Annotated in this window: 13 protein-coding genes; 8 read left to right on the forward strand and 5 right to left on the reverse strand. The window is 70.4% G+C overall.

Going from position 1 to position 16,074, the window contains the following annotated elements:
• Positions 1–542: 542 nt before the first annotated feature.
• The 5 genes from ACWEOZ_RS41420 to ACWEOZ_RS41440 all read right to left on the reverse strand — a co-directional run bounded on the left by ACWEOZ_RS41420 (position 543) and on the right by ACWEOZ_RS41440 (position 5,284).
• The gene (locus tag ACWEOZ_RS41420; protein WP_451916162.1) at positions 543–980 is read right to left on the reverse strand and encodes a hypothetical protein; all 438 of its coding nucleotides are present in this window, start codon (positions 978–980) and stop codon (positions 543–545) included.
• Positions 981–1,087: 107 nt separating this feature from the next.
• Positions 1,088–2,032, reverse strand: a complete 945-nt coding sequence (locus tag ACWEOZ_RS41425; RefSeq protein ID WP_451916163.1) for a pirin family protein — start codon at positions 2,030–2,032, stop codon at positions 1,088–1,090.
• Positions 2,019–3,383: an acyltransferase family protein gene (locus tag ACWEOZ_RS41430; protein WP_451916164.1), complete on the reverse strand. Its 1,365-nt coding sequence runs from the start codon at positions 3,381–3,383 to the stop codon at positions 2,019–2,021. The genes ACWEOZ_RS41425 and ACWEOZ_RS41430 overlap by 14 nt, the downstream gene beginning before the upstream one ends.
• Before the next feature lie 48 nt (positions 3,384–3,431).
• Positions 3,432–3,857 (reverse strand): pyridoxamine 5'-phosphate oxidase family protein, encoded by a 426-nt coding sequence (locus ACWEOZ_RS41435; RefSeq protein WP_451916165.1) that lies wholly within the window; start codon positions 3,855–3,857, stop codon positions 3,432–3,434.
• Complete coding sequence (locus ACWEOZ_RS41440) at positions 3,854–5,284, reverse strand: DUF2252 domain-containing protein (protein WP_451916166.1); 1,431 nt, start codon at positions 5,282–5,284, stop codon at positions 3,854–3,856. Before ACWEOZ_RS41440 ends, ACWEOZ_RS41435 begins: the two co-directional genes overlap by 4 nt.
• Positions 5,285–5,415: 131 nt before the next feature.
• On the opposite strand from ACWEOZ_RS41440, the gene ACWEOZ_RS41445 reads away from it, so the two are divergent.
• The 8 genes from ACWEOZ_RS41445 to ACWEOZ_RS41480 all read left to right on the forward strand — a co-directional run bounded on the left by ACWEOZ_RS41445 (position 5,416) and on the right by ACWEOZ_RS41480 (position 15,983).
• Positions 5,416–6,429 (forward strand): LacI family DNA-binding transcriptional regulator, encoded by a 1,014-nt coding sequence (locus ACWEOZ_RS41445; protein ID WP_360824521.1) that lies wholly within the window; start codon positions 5,416–5,418, stop codon positions 6,427–6,429.
• A 146-nt stretch (positions 6,430–6,575) separates the two neighbouring features.
• Complete coding sequence (araB, locus tag ACWEOZ_RS41450; protein WP_451916167.1) at positions 6,576–8,210, forward strand: ribulokinase; 1,635 nt, start codon at positions 6,576–6,578, stop codon at positions 8,208–8,210.
• A 46-nt stretch (positions 8,211–8,256) separates the two neighbouring features.
• Positions 8,257–9,747 carry an L-arabinose isomerase gene (gene araA, locus ACWEOZ_RS41455; protein WP_451916168.1) on the forward strand — a complete coding sequence of 497 codons (1,491 nt, stop codon included), beginning with the start codon at positions 8,257–8,259 and terminating at the stop codon, positions 9,745–9,747.
• Between the two features lie 103 nt (positions 9,748–9,850).
• Positions 9,851–10,984 carry a multiple monosaccharide ABC transporter substrate-binding protein gene (gene chvE, locus ACWEOZ_RS41460; protein WP_451916169.1) on the forward strand — a complete coding sequence of 378 codons (1,134 nt, stop codon included), beginning with the start codon at positions 9,851–9,853 and terminating at the stop codon, positions 10,982–10,984.
• Positions 10,985–11,059: 75 nt separating this feature from the next.
• Positions 11,060–12,589 carry a multiple monosaccharide ABC transporter ATP-binding protein gene (mmsA, locus tag ACWEOZ_RS41465; RefSeq protein WP_451916170.1) on the forward strand — a complete coding sequence of 510 codons (1,530 nt, stop codon included), beginning with the start codon at positions 11,060–11,062 and terminating at the stop codon, positions 12,587–12,589.
• 5 nt (positions 12,590–12,594) lie between these two features.
• Positions 12,595–13,851, forward strand: a complete 1,257-nt coding sequence (gene mmsB, locus ACWEOZ_RS41470) for a multiple monosaccharide ABC transporter permease (protein ID WP_451916171.1) — start codon at positions 12,595–12,597, stop codon at positions 13,849–13,851.
• A gap of 309 nt (positions 13,852–14,160) precedes the next feature.
• A complete protein-coding gene (locus tag ACWEOZ_RS41475; RefSeq protein ID WP_451916172.1) occupies positions 14,161–15,639 on the forward strand; it encodes an endo-1,4-beta-xylanase in 1,479 nt (492 codons plus the stop codon).
• Positions 15,640–15,728: 89 nt separating this feature from the next.
• A complete protein-coding gene (locus ACWEOZ_RS41480) occupies positions 15,729–15,983 on the forward strand; it encodes a hypothetical protein (RefSeq protein WP_451916173.1) in 255 nt (84 codons plus the stop codon).
• Positions 15,984–16,074: the final 91 nt, after the last annotated feature.

The following is a 16,074-nucleotide window of genomic DNA, read 5'->3' on the forward strand; positions in this document are numbered from 1 at the left end:
GGTAATTGACGTTGAGTGACGACGAAGGTCGCGGCGGTACCCCATTCATGAACCGCTCTCATTGTTTCGGTGCGGGGGCCGGCCACGGAATTTAAGCCATTCTTAATGACCATCCCAGGAAAGCGACGGGGAATGGCGCGACGCCGGTCGATCTTGCCCTCACCGGCTGTGACCGTGGCGAGGGACACGTCGCGTATCCACGGATCATGGCCACCCCGGATGTCACGGTGGGAAGCACGGCCGGCCCGGCGCTGTGCCGGCCCGCGGCGCGCTGCCCACCCCGGCGGCGCGACCGGAAAGTGACAGAAACACGACACCGAACGGAAGGGAGCGGATCATGCCGCGCCTCGACCTCGGCGCCGTACGCGCCACCTGCCGGGCGGCGCTGCGCCGCCTGGACTCCTGGACCCTGTCCACGATGAACTCCCCGGCCGGCGGCCGACGCCCCCGTTTGTAAGCCGCCATCCGCCGGGGCCCAGGAACGGCGGCGGGTGCACCCGCCGCCGTTTCGACCCACCTACTGCCCGCCACCACCCGGCCGCTCAGAAGCGGCCGTCCTTGTTGAACGGTGCGGTGAGCGCCGGCAACGCCAACCCCGCCCGGCACAGATCATGCAGCAGCCGCGACAGCTCAGCCCGAGTGAGAATCTCCAGCTGCTCCGGCTCCCGATGCGGCACATCCAGAGCCCGCGCCGCCTCCACCGCCCGCGCCCCGATCGCCGCCTCGACCGACCACAAGCGCTGGGCCAGCATCGCGATGTGCGCCGAGCGGGTCAGCTCCTCGTGCAACCGCAGCAACCGGCGCAGGTCGGCGGCCAGCTTCTCGATAGGCGGCCCGAGCGGCTGCGGCGGCTCCGCCCGGCGACCGGGCCAGGACCGTGACACACCGGCCCACCAGCGCGGCGAATAGATGACGACCGCGCCGATCAGGGTGGGGGTCACGGTGATGAGGGCGAGTTTCCCCACGTCGAGCAGGCTCACGGTGCGCTCCTTCAGCCCGCGTGCATGGATACCTCTGTCGACGATCCGCCCGCCCGCAACCACCGTCAAGCCGGATCTGTGCGTTGCCCGAAGTGGATCTCCGCAGGTCAGCGGGTGCGGCCGCGGCTCACCAGGCGGGTGATCGGCATCGGCGGCGCGGGGATGTCCGGGCCGTCGTAGCCGCGGACCACGCCGAACGGTCCGCCCCCGGCGCGGTCCTCCCAGGCCTGGCGGGCCGCCACGATCTCGTCGTGGTCGCGGCCCACGAAGTTCCACCACATCACGAGCCGTTCGGTGAACGGTTCGCCGCCCAGCAGCATCAGCCTGGTCGCCGGTCCCGCCGCCAGGCGCAGCTCGGTGCGTCCCTCGCCGAGGTAGAGCAACGGTCCCGGCTCGACCGGCACGTCCGCCACGGTCGCCGCGCCGTCGATGACCAGCACCGCGTACTCGAAATCGGGTCTCAGGGGCAGCGCGGCCGCGCTGCCGGCAGCCAGGGTGATCTCCGCTCCCAGCAGGGGCGTGTCGCAGCGGGCGGGGGAGACCGCCCCGGCCAGGTCGCCCATCAGCACGGTCGCGGTGAGGCCGCCGTCGGTGAGCACCGGCAGCTCCGCGTGCTGGGTGAAGGCCGGTGGCCCGCCGCGGGTCGCGTCGGGCAGGGCCACCCAGAGCTGAACCCCCTGGAGTACGCCGCTGTTGTCAGCCGGGGTCTCCTCCGAGTGGGAGATGCCGCGGCCGGCGGTCATCAGGTTGAGCCGGCCCGGCCGGATCTCCTGCAGGCTGCCGAGACTGTCGCGGTGCACGATCTCCCCGGCCACCAGCCAGCTCACCGTCTGCAGCCCGATGTGCGGGTGCGGGCCGACGCGCATCCCCGCCGAGCCCGCGAGCCGGTGCGGCCCGTACGCGTCCAGGAAACACCACGCCCCGACCATCCGCCGGTGCTTGCTGGGCAGCGTCCGGGTCACCTCCAGCCCGCGCGGCCCGCCGAGGGCGACCGGGGTGCCCTCGAGGATCTCCACCCCGGCCGGGGACGTCGTCGCGTCAGGAATGCTCACCGTTGAAAGCTACCGCCGTTCCCGCGCTCAGCGGAGCGGCCCGCAGCAGGCTTGCGCCCAGCGCGACCAGAGCCAGGGCGAGCGGTGCGGTGACCGGCACGACCAGCAGTGTCGCCGTACGGCCCTCCAGCAGCCCGCCGAACCCGGCGATCGAGACGCCGAGGACGCCCAGCGTGCACAGCGTTGCGCCGATCGCGGCCCGGGTGGCCGATCCCGTGGTGATCACCGTGGGCCGGGGTGCGTCGAAGCGCCGGAAGGCCAGCACGAGGACGACGGTGACCAGTGCGGCAGCGGCCAGCCAGAGCGGCCGGGTCGCCCACCAGCCGGCCGAACCGGGTGCTCCGGCGGTCAGGCCGCGGGCCGCCACCAGGACGACGAACGCGGCGGTCAGGTGCCAGAGGAACGCGGTCATGGCCAGCCCGTTCGCGGCCACCACGGCCTGCCACACCCGGGCCCGGCTCAGCAGGCGGGTGACGGGCCCGCGGACCAGCAGGACGAGACCGATCAGCCAGACCGCGTGCGCGGCCAGCGCCACCGTCGGCGGCGACATATTGGACACCGTCTCGCCGGGCACCCCGACCATCGACACCGGGTACGGCCCCACCGTCGTCAGCAGCAGCACCGCGCCGAATCCGCCACCGGCCAGCACCAGGGCGAGCCGCCGGCCCCCGCGCTGCAGCGTGCCGTCGGCGTAGAAGAAGCCGAGCTGGTGCACCCCGGCCCAGACCACCAGCAGGTTCAGGACGGCGATCCGCGGGTGACCGGCGAAGCGCAGCACGTCGACGCCGACCGCCACGGCCAGCAGCAGCACCGGCACCCTGGCGCCGAAGCGTTCGTGCAGCCGCCACATCACCGGCGCCAGCGCGACGAGTCCCAGGTAGACGGCGAGGAACCACAGCGGCTGCACCGCCGTCCGCAGCGCCACCCGGACCAGCCCCTGGTCCTGGCCGGCCAGCGCCACGCCGAGGGCCAGGGTCAGCCAGACGGCGAGGAAGACCGCGGTCGGGCGCAGCAGCCGGGCCGTGCGGGACCGGGTGAAGTCCGCGTAGCCGCCGCCGCGGCGCCGGATCGAGGCCAGCGCGGTCGCGTGCGCGAAGCCGCCGACCAGGAAGAACACGGGCATGACCTGCAGCAGCCAGGTGATCGGCTGCAACCGGGGGACCAGGGCCAGCACGTTGGTGACGCGGGTGCCGCCGTCGGCGCCGGTCACCGGTACGGCCATCAGCCAGTGCCCGGCGATCACCACTGCGAGCGAGGCGACGCGGAGCAGGTCGACGTAGCGGTCACGGCCGGACGGGGTCGCGGCCGCCAGGGACCCGGCGGAGGCGCCGGGCACGGTGGTGGAGGTCATGCCGGATACCCTGCCGGGCCGGTGACCTGGGCGGATGGGTGCGCGTACTCAACTCCGCCCGGGTACCGGCGCAGCGCCCAGGCTGGCCGAACCCAGCACCCGGGCGATCGTCACCTCGATGACCACCCGCTGCGGGTTGGGCCGGGGCTGGCGGTAGCGCTCGGCGTAGCGGCGCTCGGCCTCGGCCACCGACTCGGGGTCGTCGCGGACCACCGCCCGGCCCTCGATCGTGCTCCAGCGGGGACCGTCGACCTGGCAGATCGCCACCCGGTCGCCCCCCGCGCGGACGTGCCGGACCTTGGCCGAGCCGCCGGAGGCGATCACCCGGAGCAGGCCCGCCGCCGGGTCGACGGTGGCACCGACCGGCACCACGTGCGGCGAGCCGTCGGCCCGCAGCGTGGTCAGGGTGCACAGGTGCCGCTCGGTCCAGAACTCCAGGACCGCGGGGGCTGTCAGGGACAAACGACCACTCATGCTGGCTCCGCCGGTAGGTGACCCTGGCGCACCGCGGCGACCAGGCGTTGGTGGTCGCTCTCGACCTGGTCCGCGTACGCGCGGGCGAACTTGCACAGCATGTCGTCCAGCTTGTCGCTGCTGCCGATGTAGCCCGCGATCATGGACGCGCCGCTGGTGCGGGCGTGGCTCTTGGCCAGCAGGTAACCGCAGATGCCGGCGTAGTCGGCCAGCGCGCCCGCGTTGATGTCCTCGACCAGGATCGCGCCCTTCATGTCGCGGAACTGCCGCACGTAGAACTGCAGCTCGCCCACGGTGGCCCAGCCCAGCAGCGGGTCGCTGACGGTCTGCAGCGCCTGCTGGTACTCGACCACGCGCTGGCCCTGGTGCCGGTGCCAGGCCACCGAGCCGTGCTGGTGTTTCGCGATCACCGACCGGCGGGCCTGCTTGAGCTGGAGGAACACCACGTCGTCGGGGCTGCTGCCCTCGCACAGCGCGACGTACGCCCGCAGCCCCACCGACCCGACGCCGACCACTTTGTGCGCGATGTCGACGATCCGGTAGCCGGCCAGGATGCGCGCCCAGTGCGGTGGCAGCGTGTTCAGGTAGCCGTCCAGTGCCGCGGCCAGGTGGTCGAGCTCCTTGTCGCTGGGCCGGGTGATCAGCGGCGGCTCCTGCACCAGGCGCACGGTGCCGTCGCGGTGCTCGGTGAAGCGCGGCAGCGCCCGGTCGCTGGTGCGCCGGCGGGCCCGGCGGGCGGCCCGTTCGATCTCGTCGCGGAAGCCGGGCTTGGTGGCCGCCTTGCGCAGATCGTCCACGTCGAGGGCGGCGAACGAGCGGGCCAGCAAGGGCAGCTCGGCCAGGTGCCCGATCTGCTCGCGGTATTCCTCGACGCAGTGCTTCACCGCGTCGGCGCAGGCATGCTCGCGGAAGCCGTTCTGCCGGCCGGCCACCCACACGCTGGTGACCAGCCGGCGCAGGTCCCATTCCCAGGCGCCGGGGTGGGCCTCGTCGAAGTCGTTGAGATCGAAGACCAGCTCGCGTTCGGGGGAGGCGTAGAAGCCGAAGTTGCCCAGGTGGGCGTCGCCGCAGATGACCGGGGTGATGCCGGTGTGCGGCAGCGGCGCGAAGTCGTCGGCCATGATGTTGGCCGAGCCGCGCAGGAACGCGTACGGCGAGGCGATCATCCGGCCCACCCGGACCGGGACGAGCCAGGGCAGCCGCCCCTCGTGCGCGTCGACGATCTGCTGGACGGGGTCGACGCGGTCCGGCGCCGGGGTCCAGTGGGCCAGGTCGGAACGCGGCGACCGCTCGCGCAGTGAGCGGCCGAGCTCGTACCGCTCGGCGCGCGTCGGTGCGGACTTGCGCAGCGACGCGAAGCCGTGGTCACGACGGGTGTCGAGCACGACGTGGCCGGCCGGCGGCGGGGAAACCGGTGCTGCGTCCATCACCGCCGAGCGTACGGGTCCGCACCGGTCCGGCTGTTGACGAGGGTCTTGTTATCGCTAACAATGACCGACGGGTCCACCCTCCGGGACACCCGCGTCCACGGTGGCGCGCGACGGGACGAGGTGCGGCGATGGATGTGCACGCGGCGCGCAGCCCCGCCATGACCGATGTCGCCCGGCTGGCCGGAGTCTCGCACCAGACGGTGTCCCGGGTCCTCAACGACCATCCGAATGTGCGCGAACAGACCCGCCTTCGGGTCCGTGCGGCCATCGCCGAGCTGGGTTACCGGCCCAACCGGGCGGCCCGGGCCCTGGTCACCGGCCGCTCCCAGCTGATCGGCATCGTCGCGCAGAACAGCACCCTCTACGGCCCGGCCTCGCTGCTGGCGGCCTTCGAGCAGGCCGCCGCCGAGGCCGGTTTCGCGGTCAGCGTGGGCAGCGTCGGACGGCTCGACCGGGAGTCGATCGCGGGAGCCGTCGAGCGGCACCTGGACCAGCGGGTCGCCGGCCTGGTGGTGATCGCGCCGGTGAAGTCCGCGGACGACGCCCTCGAGGGCATGCCCGCCGGGGTGCCGCTGGTGACCATCGACGGTGATCCGCAGCGGTCGCACACTCTGGTGACCGTGGACCAGGCGGCCGGGGCGCGCGCCGCCACCCGGCACCTGCTCGCCGCGGGGCACCGTACGGTCTGGCACATCTCCGGCCCGCCGGAGTGGTACGACGCGGCCTGGCGCATCGAGGGCTGGCGGGCTGCCCTGCACGAGGCCGGCGCCGAGGTGCCGCCGCTGGTGAACGCCGACTGGTCGGCGGCCTCCGGCTACGACGCGGGCCGGATGCTGGCGCGGATGCCCGAGGTGACCGCGGTCTTCGCGGCCAACGACCACCAGGCGCTGGGCCTGCTGCGGGCGTTCAGTGAGCACGGCCGCCGGGTGCCGCACGACGTGAGCGTGGTCGGCTTCGACGACGTGCCGGAGGCGGCCTTCTTCATCCCGCCGCTGACGACCGTGCGGCCGTCCTTCGACGCGGTCGCCCAGGCCGGCCTGGACCTGCTGCTGGCCCAGATCACCGACCCCGCCACGCCGCCCAACCGCGTGGTCATCGCCCCGTCGCTGGTGGAACGGGCCAGTGTGGCCCCACCTGCCTGAACGGTTTCATCAAGGTTGCCGCGTTGTAACCACAGAGCCGTTGACATCGGAAATGTTAGCGCTCACACTCGATCCCACGCCGCCTGTCGTGTGGTCTGTGACACGCCGGCGCCACGCCGGATCCCCCTTCCCGGAGGTATTCAGTCATGCCCGTCGCTCCGTCCGAGACCTATGTGATCGGCGTCGACTTCGGCACCCTCTCCGGCCGGGCCGTCGTCGTCCGGGTGTCCGACGGCACCGAGCTCGGCTCGGCCGTCCACGAATACCCGCACGCCGTGCTCACCGAGGCCCTGCCCGACGGCACCCCGCTCGGCCACGACTGGGCGCTGCAGGTGCCCGGCGACTACGTCGAGGTCCTCCAGCGGGCCGTGCCCGCCGCGGTGCGCGCAGCCGGCATCGACCCGGCCCAGGTCGTCGGCATCGGCACCGACTTCACCGCGTGCACCATGGTGCCGACGACGGCCGACGGCACGCCGTTGAGCGAGCTCGAAGGGCTGGCGAGCCGGCCGCACGCGTACGTCAAGCTCTGGAAGCACCACGCCGCCCAGCCGCACGCCGACCGGATCAACCAGCTCGCCGCCAAGCGCGGCGAGGCCTGGCTGCCGCGCTACGGCGGTCTGATCTCCTCGGAGTGGGAGTTCGCCAAGGCCCTGCAGCTGCTGGAGGAGGACCCCGAGCTGTACGCGCGGATGGACCGCTGGGTCGAGGCCGCCGACTGGATCATCTGGCAGCTCACCGGCTCCTACGTCCGCAACGCCTGCACGGCCGGTTACAAGGGCATCCGCCAGGACGGGCACTACCCGTCGCCGGAGTTCCTGAGCGAGCTGAACCCGGAGTTCGCGAGCTTCGTCGCCGACAAGCTGGACCAGCCGATCGGGCAGCTCGGTGCCGCCGCCGGCACGCTGAGCGCCGAGGCCGCCGCCTGGACCGGCCTGCCCGAGGGCATCGCGGTGGCGGTCGGCAACGTCGACGCGCACGTCACCTCGGCCGCGGCCCAGGCCCTCGAGCCGGGCCAGATGGTCGCCATCATGGGCACCTCGACCTGTCACGTGATGAACGGCGCCGAGGTCGCCGAGGTGCCCGGCATGTGCGGCGTCGTGCACGGCGGCATCGTCGAGGGCCTGTACGGCTACGAGGCCGGGCAGAGCGGCGTCGGCGACATCTTCGCCCACTACCTGCGCCACCTCGCCCCCGAGTTCACCCACGAGCACCTCACCGAGCTGGCGTCGCGGCAGCAGCCGGGTGAGCACGGCCTGATCGCGCTGGACTGGCACAGCGGCAACCGCTCGGTCCTGGTCGACCACGAGCTGTCCGGCCTGCTCGTCGGCGAGACGCTGGCGACCCGCCCCGAGGACGTCTACCGCGCGCTCATCGAGGCGACCGCGTTCGGCACCCGGACCATCGTCGAGACGTTCAACGCCGCCGGCGTGCCGGTGCGCGAGTTCGTCGCCGCCGGCGGTCTCGTCAAGAACCCCCTGCTCATGCAGATCTATGCCGACGTGCTGCGGATGCCGCTGTCGGTGATCGGCTCCGACCAGGGTCCGGCGCTGGGCTCGGCGATCCACGCGGCGGCCGCCGCGGGCGCGTACCCGGACGTCCGCACGGCCGCGGCGGCCATGGGCCGCAAGCAGACCGCGGTCTACCAGCCCGACCCGGCCGCGGCCGAGGTCTACGACGAGCTCTTCGCCGAGTACACCAAGCTGCACGACTACTTCGGCCGGGGCGCCAACAAGGTCATGCGCAACCTGCGGGCCCTTCAGCGCCGGGTGGCCGCCCGGTGACCGCCCTCTCACGCCACCCGCACGCCTACGGACAGGAGTCCACCCGATGAAGCCGCAGATCTGGTTCCTCACCGGCAGCCAGCACCTCTACGGGCCCGAGACCCTGGACCAGGTCGCCTCCCAGTCGCAGCAGATCCAGCAGCTCCTGACGACGTCCGGGGGCATCTCGGCGGAGATCGTCAGCAAGCCGGTGCTCACCGACAGCGCGGCGATCCGGACGGTCATGCTCGAGGCCAACGCCGACCCGGCCTGCCTCGGCGTGATCGCCTGGATGCACACGTTCTCCCCGGCCAAGATGTGGATCACCGGCCTGGACGCGCTGCGCAAGCCCCTGCTGCACCTGCACACCCAGCTCAACCAGGCGCTGCCGTGGGCGTCCATCGACATGGACTTCATGAACCTCAACCAGGCCGCGCACGGTGACCGGGAGTTCGGCTACATCCAGACCCGGATCGGTGTGGCCCGCAAGACCGTCGCCGGGCACGCGGCCGACCCGTCCGTGGTGACCCGGATCGACGGCTGGGTGCGGGCCGCGGCGGGCGTGCAGCGCCTGCGCAGCCTGCGGCTGGCCCGCTTCGGCGACAACATGCGCGACGTGGCCGTCACCGAGGGCGACAAGGTCGAGGCCGAGCTGCGCTTCGGCGTCTCGGTCAACACGTACGGCGTGAACGACCTGGTCGCGGTGGTCGACGCGATCCCGGACAGCGAGGTCGACGCGCTGGCGGCGGAGTACGCGGACGCGTACACCCTCGACCCGCAGCTGGCCCGCGGCGGTGACCGGCACGAGTCGCTGCGCTACGCCGCGCGGATCGAGGCCGGCCTGCGGCAGTTCCTCACCGAGGGCGGCTTCGGCGCCTTCACCACCAACTTCGAGGACCTGGGCGGGCTGCGCCAGCTGCCCGGCCTGGCCGTGCAGCGGCTGATGGCCGACGGCTACGGCTTCGGCGGCGAGGGCGACTGGAAGACCTCGGCACTGCTCGCGGCGGTCAAGGCGATGGGTACGGGCACCGGCCGCGGCACCTCGTTCATGGAGGACTACACCTACCACTTCGGCCCGGGCGAGCAGAAGATCCTCGGCGCGCACATGCTCGAGGTCTGCCCGAGCATCGCCGCCGACCGGCCGTCCTGCGAGATCCACCCGCTGGGCATCGGCGGCCGGGAGGACCCGGTGCGGCTGGTCTTCGACGCCGCGCCCGGCCCCGGTGTGGTGATCGGCCTGGCCGACCTCGGCGACCGGTTCCGGCTGGTGGCCAACGACATCGAGGTCACCGCGCCGGACGAGCCGCTGCCCAAGCTGCCGGTGGCCCGCGCCGTCTGGAAGCCGGCCCCGTCGCTGGCCACGTCGGCCGAGTCCTGGCTGACCGCCGGCGGGCCGCACCACACCGTGCTCACCCAGGCGGTCGGAGCGGAGCCGCTGCGCGACTTCGCCACGATGCTCAACACTGAACTTCTGCTCATCGACGAGAACACCACCACGTACGACTTCGCCGATCGAGTGCGTTGGAACCAGGCGTACTACCGGCAATACGCGCGGTAAGTACGTATCGCCTGCGTAACAACAGTGTCGAGAAATGTTTACTTATGATCGCACGTGCGGGAAAGTTGCCCGGTCGTGCGCCCACCATCGCAAGGAGAGAACGATGAAGTTGACCCGGCTCGCGTCAGTGGCCACGGCCATGACGCTTTCGGTGGCCCTGGCCGCCTGTGGCTCGAGTGAGAAGACGACCGACTCGCAGGCCTCCGGTGCTGCCGACAACAAGGGTGCGCTGATCGGCGTGACCATGCCGACGCGTTCCTCCGAGCGGTGGATCGGCGACGGTGACAACCTCAAGAAGCAGCTCGAGGCCAAGGGCTACAAGGTCGACCTGCAGTACGCCGAGGACGACATCCCGACCCAGGTGAACCAGCTGGACAACCAGATCACCCGGGGCGCCAAGCTGCTGATCATCGCGTCGATCGACGGCACGGCGATCACCACGCAGCTGCAGAGCGCCAAGGAGAACAACATCCCGGTCATCGCCTACGACCGGCTGATCCGCAACAGCCCGAACGTGGACTACTACGCCACCTTCGACAACTTCAAGGTCGGCGTCCAGCAGGCGACCTCGCTGCTGGTCGGCCTGAAGCTGCTCAAGGAGGACGGCACCACCAAGGGTGACGCGAAGGGCCCGTTCAACATCGAGCTGTTCGCCGGCTCCCCGGACGACAACAACGCGACCTTCTTCTTCAACGGCGCGATGTCGGTGCTGAAGCCGTACATCGACAGCAAGACCCTCGTGGTCAAGAGCGGTCAGACCGACTTCAAGACCGTCGCCATCCTGCGCTGGAAGCCGGCCGTCGCCCAGGACCGCATGGAGAACCTGCTGACCTCGACGTACAAGGGCGGCACCAAGGTCGACGGCGTGCTGTCGCCGTACGACGGCCTGAGCATCGGCATCCTCTCCGCGCTCAAGAGCAACGGCTACGGCACCGCCGGCCAGCCGTACCCGGTCGTCACCGGCCAGGACGCCGAGCAGGCGTCGGTCAAGTCGATCATCGCCGGTGAGCAGTTCGCCACCATCTACAAGGACACCCGCAAGCTCGCCGACACCACCGTGCAGATGGCCGACGCTGTTCTCAAGGGCCAGAAGCCCACGACGAACAACGACAAGGACTACGACAACGGTGTCAAGGTCGTCCCGGCCCAGCTGCTGGACTCGGTGATCGTCTACAAGAGCAACTACAAGAAGGAGCTCGTCGACTCGGGCTACTACAAGGAGTCGGACCTCAAGTAATCCGTACCGGTGCCCGTCGCCCCACCCGGCGGCGGGCACCGCCTCCTTCGCGCGCGTGCGACCCTGGGGAGTTCCATGAGCGACACCATCCTGCAGATGCGGGACATCACCAAGACGTTTCCCGGGGTCAAAGCGCTCCAGGACGTCAATCTGACCGTACGTCGCGGCGAGATCCACGCGATCTGCGGCGAGAACGGCGCCGGCAAGTCCACCCTGATGAAGGTGCTGTCCGGGGTCTATTCGCACGGCTCCTACGACGGTGAGATCACCTTCGAGGGCGAGGAGTGCCGGTTCTCCGGCATCCGCGACAGTGAGCACCGCGGCATCGTCATCATCCACCAGGAGCTGGCGCTGGCTCCGCAGCTGTCCATCGCCGAGAACATCTTCCTCGGCAACGAGCAGGCCACCCGCGGCCTGATCGACTGGAACCGCACCAACCACGCCGCCGGCCAGCTGCTGCGGCGGGTGGGCCTGCACGAGAGCCCGGTGACCCCGATCCTGGAGCTGGGCGTCGGCAAGCAGCAGCTCGTCGAGATCGCCAAGGCCCTGTCCAAGGAGGTCCGGCTGCTCATCCTCGACGAGCCGACCGCGGCGCTCAACGACGAGGACTCCGCGCACCTGCTCGGCCTGCTGCGCGGGCTGCGTGACGAGGGCATCACCTGCGTGATCATCTCGCACAAGCTCAACGAGGTCATGGCCATCGCCGACCGGGTGACCATCCTGCGCGACGGCCGGACGATCTCCACCCTGGATCTGGCGACCGACGAGGTCACCGAGGACAAGATCATCTCCGGCATGGTGGGCCGCGACCTCGACCACCGCTACCCGCCGCACGAGTCGCACGTGGGCGAGGAGGTGCTGCGGATCGAGGACTGGACCGTGCACAGCCCCACCCAGCACGGCCGGGTGGTGGTCAGCAACGCTAACCTGATCCTGCGCCGCGGCGAGATCGTCGGGCTGGCCGGGCTGATGGGCGCCGGGCGTACCGAGCTGGCGATGAGCGTCTTCGGCCGCTCCTACGGCATCGGGATCTCCGGGCGGATCATCAAGGACGGCAAGGAGATCCACCTGCGCTCGGTGCGCGACGCGATCAACCACGGCATCGCGTACGCGACCGAGGACCGCAAGCGGTACGGCCTGAACCTCATCGAGGACATCAAGCGCAACATCTCCGCGGCCGCTCTCGGCAAGCTGGCCAAGCGTGGCTGGGTCGACGAGAACGAGGAGTTCAAGACCGCGGGCGCCTTCCGCAAGAGCATGAACATCAAGGCGCCCAGCGTGCTGAGCATCACCGGCAAGCTCTCCGGGGGTAACCAGCAGAAGGTCGTGCTGTCCAAGTGGATCTTCACGAACCCGGACGTGCTGATCCTCGACGAGCCCACCCGTGGCATCGACGTCGGCGCCAAGTACGAGATCTACACCATCATCAACCGGCTCGCCGACGAGGGCAAGGCGGTGCTGGTCATCTCCTCCGAGCTGCCCGAGCTGCTCGGGATCTGCGACCGGATCTACACGCTGTCGGCCGGCCGGATCACCGGTGAGGTGCCGCGCGCCGAGGCCACCCAGGAGAACCTGATGACGCTGATGACCAAGGGAACGGAGTAACCGCGATGTCTGTCGCACCCACCAACGCCGACCTCGCGGTGGACGAGTCACCGGCGGCGCCGGCCGGCCCGACCGGGGACTCACCCCGCCGGTACAACCTGAACCTGCGCCAGAGCGGCATCTACATCGCGTTCGCGCTGATCGTCGTGCTGTTCACCGTGCTCACCGGCGGTGACCTGCTGGCGCCGCAGAACATCAGCAACATCATCGTGCAGAACTCGTACATCCTGATCCTGGCGATCGGGATGATCCTGATCATCATCGCCGGGCACATCGACCTGTCCGCCGGCTCGGTGGTCGCGGTCTGCGGCGCGGTCGCGGCCGTCCTGATGGTCGAGCAGAACGTGCCCTGGCCGCTGGCGCTGCTCATCACGCTGGTCGTCGGTGGTCTGATCGGCGCCTGGCAGGGCTACTGGATCGCCTACTTCGGCATCCCGGCCTTCATCGTCACGCTGGCCGGCATGCTGCTGTTCCGCGCGCTGACCCTGACCATCCTGGGCAACCGCGGCATCGGCCCGTTCCCGGACGAGGTCCGCACGCTGTCGAACGGCTTCACCGAGGGCTACCTGGGCAACGTCGGTCTCGGCGCGCTCGGCGGCGCCGACCTGTTCAGCCTGCTGGTCGGCGTGATCGCGGTCGGCGGCATCGTCTTCACCCAGTGGCGCACCCGCTCCGCCCGCCAGCAGTACGGCCAGGTCGTCGACCCGCTGCCGCTGTTCATCGGCCGGATCGCGGTGGCCTCGTTCCTGGTCATCGCCGTCATCGTGCAGCTGGCCCGGTTCAAGAACCTGCCCTGGGTGCTGGTGCTGCTGGCGTTCCTGGTGCTGGCGTACTCGCTGCTGACCAACCGGGCGGTCTTCGGCCGGCAGATCTACGCGGTCGGCGGCAACCTGCAGGCCGCGACGCTGTCCGGCGTCAAGGTCAAATCGGTCATCTTCTGGATCTTCGTGAACATGGGCGTGCTGGCCGCGCTGGCCGGCGTGATCTTCGCCGGCCGGCTCAACCAGGCGAACCCGACGGCCGGCGCCAACTTCGAGCTCGACGCCATCGCGGCGGCCTTCATCGGCGGCGCGGCGGTCCAGGGCGGCGTGGGCAAGGTGGTCGGAGCCATCACCGGTGGCCTGATCATGGGTGTCATCAACAACGGCATGTCGCTGATCGGTGCCCAGAGCGAAACGGTCCTGCTGGTCAAGGGTGCAGTCCTGCTGGCCGCAGTGGCCTTCGACGTCTGGAGCAAGCGCCGCGCCGGCGCTTCCCGTTAGGGAGGTTCCGGGCGACGGGTGATAGGGGAGAAACGGCGGCGGCCCTTGGGGGGACTGCCGCCGTTTCGCATGTCCGGGTCGATTTCCGAAAGTTTCGGTCATTCGTGACCCACGCCACCCCTCATTCGGACCGCCCTCAGATCTGAATACCCTCCGTAAGTCGGGCAAAAACGGGCGTTGTGTGCGGTAACAAATTCCGGAAGTGTTCCGGGAACCATTGTTTCCGCGATGTTGCCATGCCAGCATGACGGTGGCATTGAAACCCGTCGTTCTTTGGATCAGGTCGTGTGATCCGAGAAGGAGGCCATCGTGGCAATCCCCCCTCCTGTCCACTCCGCCGGCTCCCCGGGCCGCCGTTCGTTACGGGCCCGCGCGCTGCTCGCCGGAGCCGTCGCCGTCGTCGCGGCGGCCGGCGCGGTGGCGCTGATGCCGAACGCGAACGCCGCGGAGTCCACCCTCGGCGCGGCGGCGGCCCAGTCGGGCCGGTACTTCGGCACGGCGATCGCCGCGAGCCGGCTCAGCAACTCGACGTACTCCACGATCGCCGGCCGCGAGTTCAACATGATCACGGCCGAGAACGAGATGAAGCCCGACGCGACCGAGCCCAACCGGGGCCAGTTCAACTTCAGCGCCGGCGATCAGATCTACAACTGGGCGACTCAGCGGGGCATGAGGGTGCGCGGTCACACCCTGGCCTGGCACGCCCAGCAGCCCGGCTTCTGGGGCAGCCTCAGCGGCAGCAGCCTGCGTCAGGCGATGATCGACCACATCAACGGCGTCATGGCCCACTACAAGGGCAAGCTCTACGCCTGGGACGTGGTCAACGAGGCCTTCGCCGAGAACGGCAGCAGGCGCTCGTCGAACCTGCAGTCGACCGGCAACGACTGGATCGAGGCGGCGTTCCGCGCGGCCCGCACCGCCGACCCCTCGGTCAAGCTCTGCTACAACGACTACAACATCGAGAACTGGACCTACGCCAAGACACAGGGCGTCTACAACATGATCCGCGACTTCAAGTCGCGCGGCGTGCCGATCGACTGCGTCGGCCTGCAGACCCACTTCACCGGCGGTAGCTCCCTGCCGAGCAACTTCCAGACGACGCTGTCGAGCTTCGCCGCGCTGGGCGTGGACGTGGCGCTGACCGAGGTCGACGTCACCAACTCGTCCACCTCGCAGTACGCCGGACTGACCCAGGCCTGCCTGAACGTGCCCCGCTGCGTCGGCATCACCGTCTGGGGCGTACGGGACAGCGACTCGTGGCGCTCCAGCGAGAACCCGCTGCTGTTCGACGGCAACGGCAACAAGAAGGCCGCGTACACCTCGGTCCTCAACGCTCTGAACGCGGCCGGCCCCGGCACGCCGTCCTCGCCGACCGCCGGCCCCGGCTCCCCGACGCCCTCGACCCCGCCGGCCTCGGGCGGCAGCATCGTCGGCGCCCAGTCGGGCCGCTGCCTCGACGTGCCGAACGCGACGCAGAACAACGGCACCCGGGTCCAGCTGTACGACTGCAACGGCGGCAGCAACCAGGCCTGGACGCTGACGTCGAGCAAGCAACTGACCGTGTACGGCAGCAGGTGCCTGGACGCGGCAGGCTCGGCCAACGGCTCGGCCGTGCAGATCTACAGCTGCAACGGACAGACCAACCAGCAGTGGAACGTCAACAGCAACGGCACCATCACGGGCGTGCAGTCGGGACGCTGCCTGGACGTCTGGGGCACCGGCAACGGTCAGCAGGTCCAGATCTACGACTGCAACAGCCAGGCGAACCAGCGGTTCAGCCTCAGCTGACCTGACCCGGACGATCGCGGTGTGGCGGCAGCAACCTGCCGCCACACCGTTTCGTCGTCCGAGGCCCGGAAAACTGCGACAGTGAACCCATGGTGCCCACACTGATGCTGGTGGGCCTGGTGCTCGGCCGCTGGTGGCGTACGACCCTGGTGGCCGCCACGCTGGGCTGGCCTGTCCTGCTGCTCGCCGACGACCTGATCGAACCGGGCTGGAACATCGCCGCCGCGGCGGGCGTGTCCGCGGCCAACACGGCCGCCGGCATCGTGGTCCACCAGGCGATCCGCTGGGCCGTCCGCCGCGCGACCACCCGGAACCGGGACAGCCAACCGGAACGGCAGGCCTAGAGCGAATCTGACGGATCATGGGCGGGCTCGGTCTGGGTTGGCGCGGAGCCAGATCATGATCGAGGCGATGGTCACGGTGGCGTGGTAGCGG

Source organism: Actinoplanes sp. NPDC004185 (assembly GCF_053603475.1).

Coding starts and splice junctions, on each gene's coding strand:
- ACWEOZ_RS41430 (WP_451916164.1), bottom strand. CDS start 3,383: ATGACCTCCACCACCGTGCCCGGCGCCTCCGCCGGGTCCCTGGCGGCC.
- ACWEOZ_RS41435 (WP_451916165.1), bottom strand. CDS start 3,857: ATGAGTGGTCGTTTGTCCCTGACAGCCCCCGCGGTCCTGGAGTTCTGG.
- ACWEOZ_RS41440 (WP_451916166.1), bottom strand. CDS start 5,284: ATGGACGCAGCACCGGTTTCCCCGCCGCCGGCCGGCCACGTCGTGCTC.
- ACWEOZ_RS41445 (WP_360824521.1), top strand. CDS start 5,416: ATGGATGTGCACGCGGCGCGCAGCCCCGCCATGACCGATGTCGCCCGG.
- araB (WP_451916167.1), top strand. CDS start 6,576: ATGCCCGTCGCTCCGTCCGAGACCTATGTGATCGGCGTCGACTTCGGC.
- araA (WP_451916168.1), top strand. CDS start 8,257: ATGAAGCCGCAGATCTGGTTCCTCACCGGCAGCCAGCACCTCTACGGG.
- chvE (WP_451916169.1), top strand. CDS start 9,851: ATGAAGTTGACCCGGCTCGCGTCAGTGGCCACGGCCATGACGCTTTCG.
- mmsA (WP_451916170.1), top strand. CDS start 11,060: ATGAGCGACACCATCCTGCAGATGCGGGACATCACCAAGACGTTTCCC.
- mmsB (WP_451916171.1), top strand. CDS start 12,595: ATGTCTGTCGCACCCACCAACGCCGACCTCGCGGTGGACGAGTCACCG.
- ACWEOZ_RS41480 (WP_451916173.1), top strand. CDS start 15,729: ATGGTGCCCACACTGATGCTGGTGGGCCTGGTGCTCGGCCGCTGGTGG.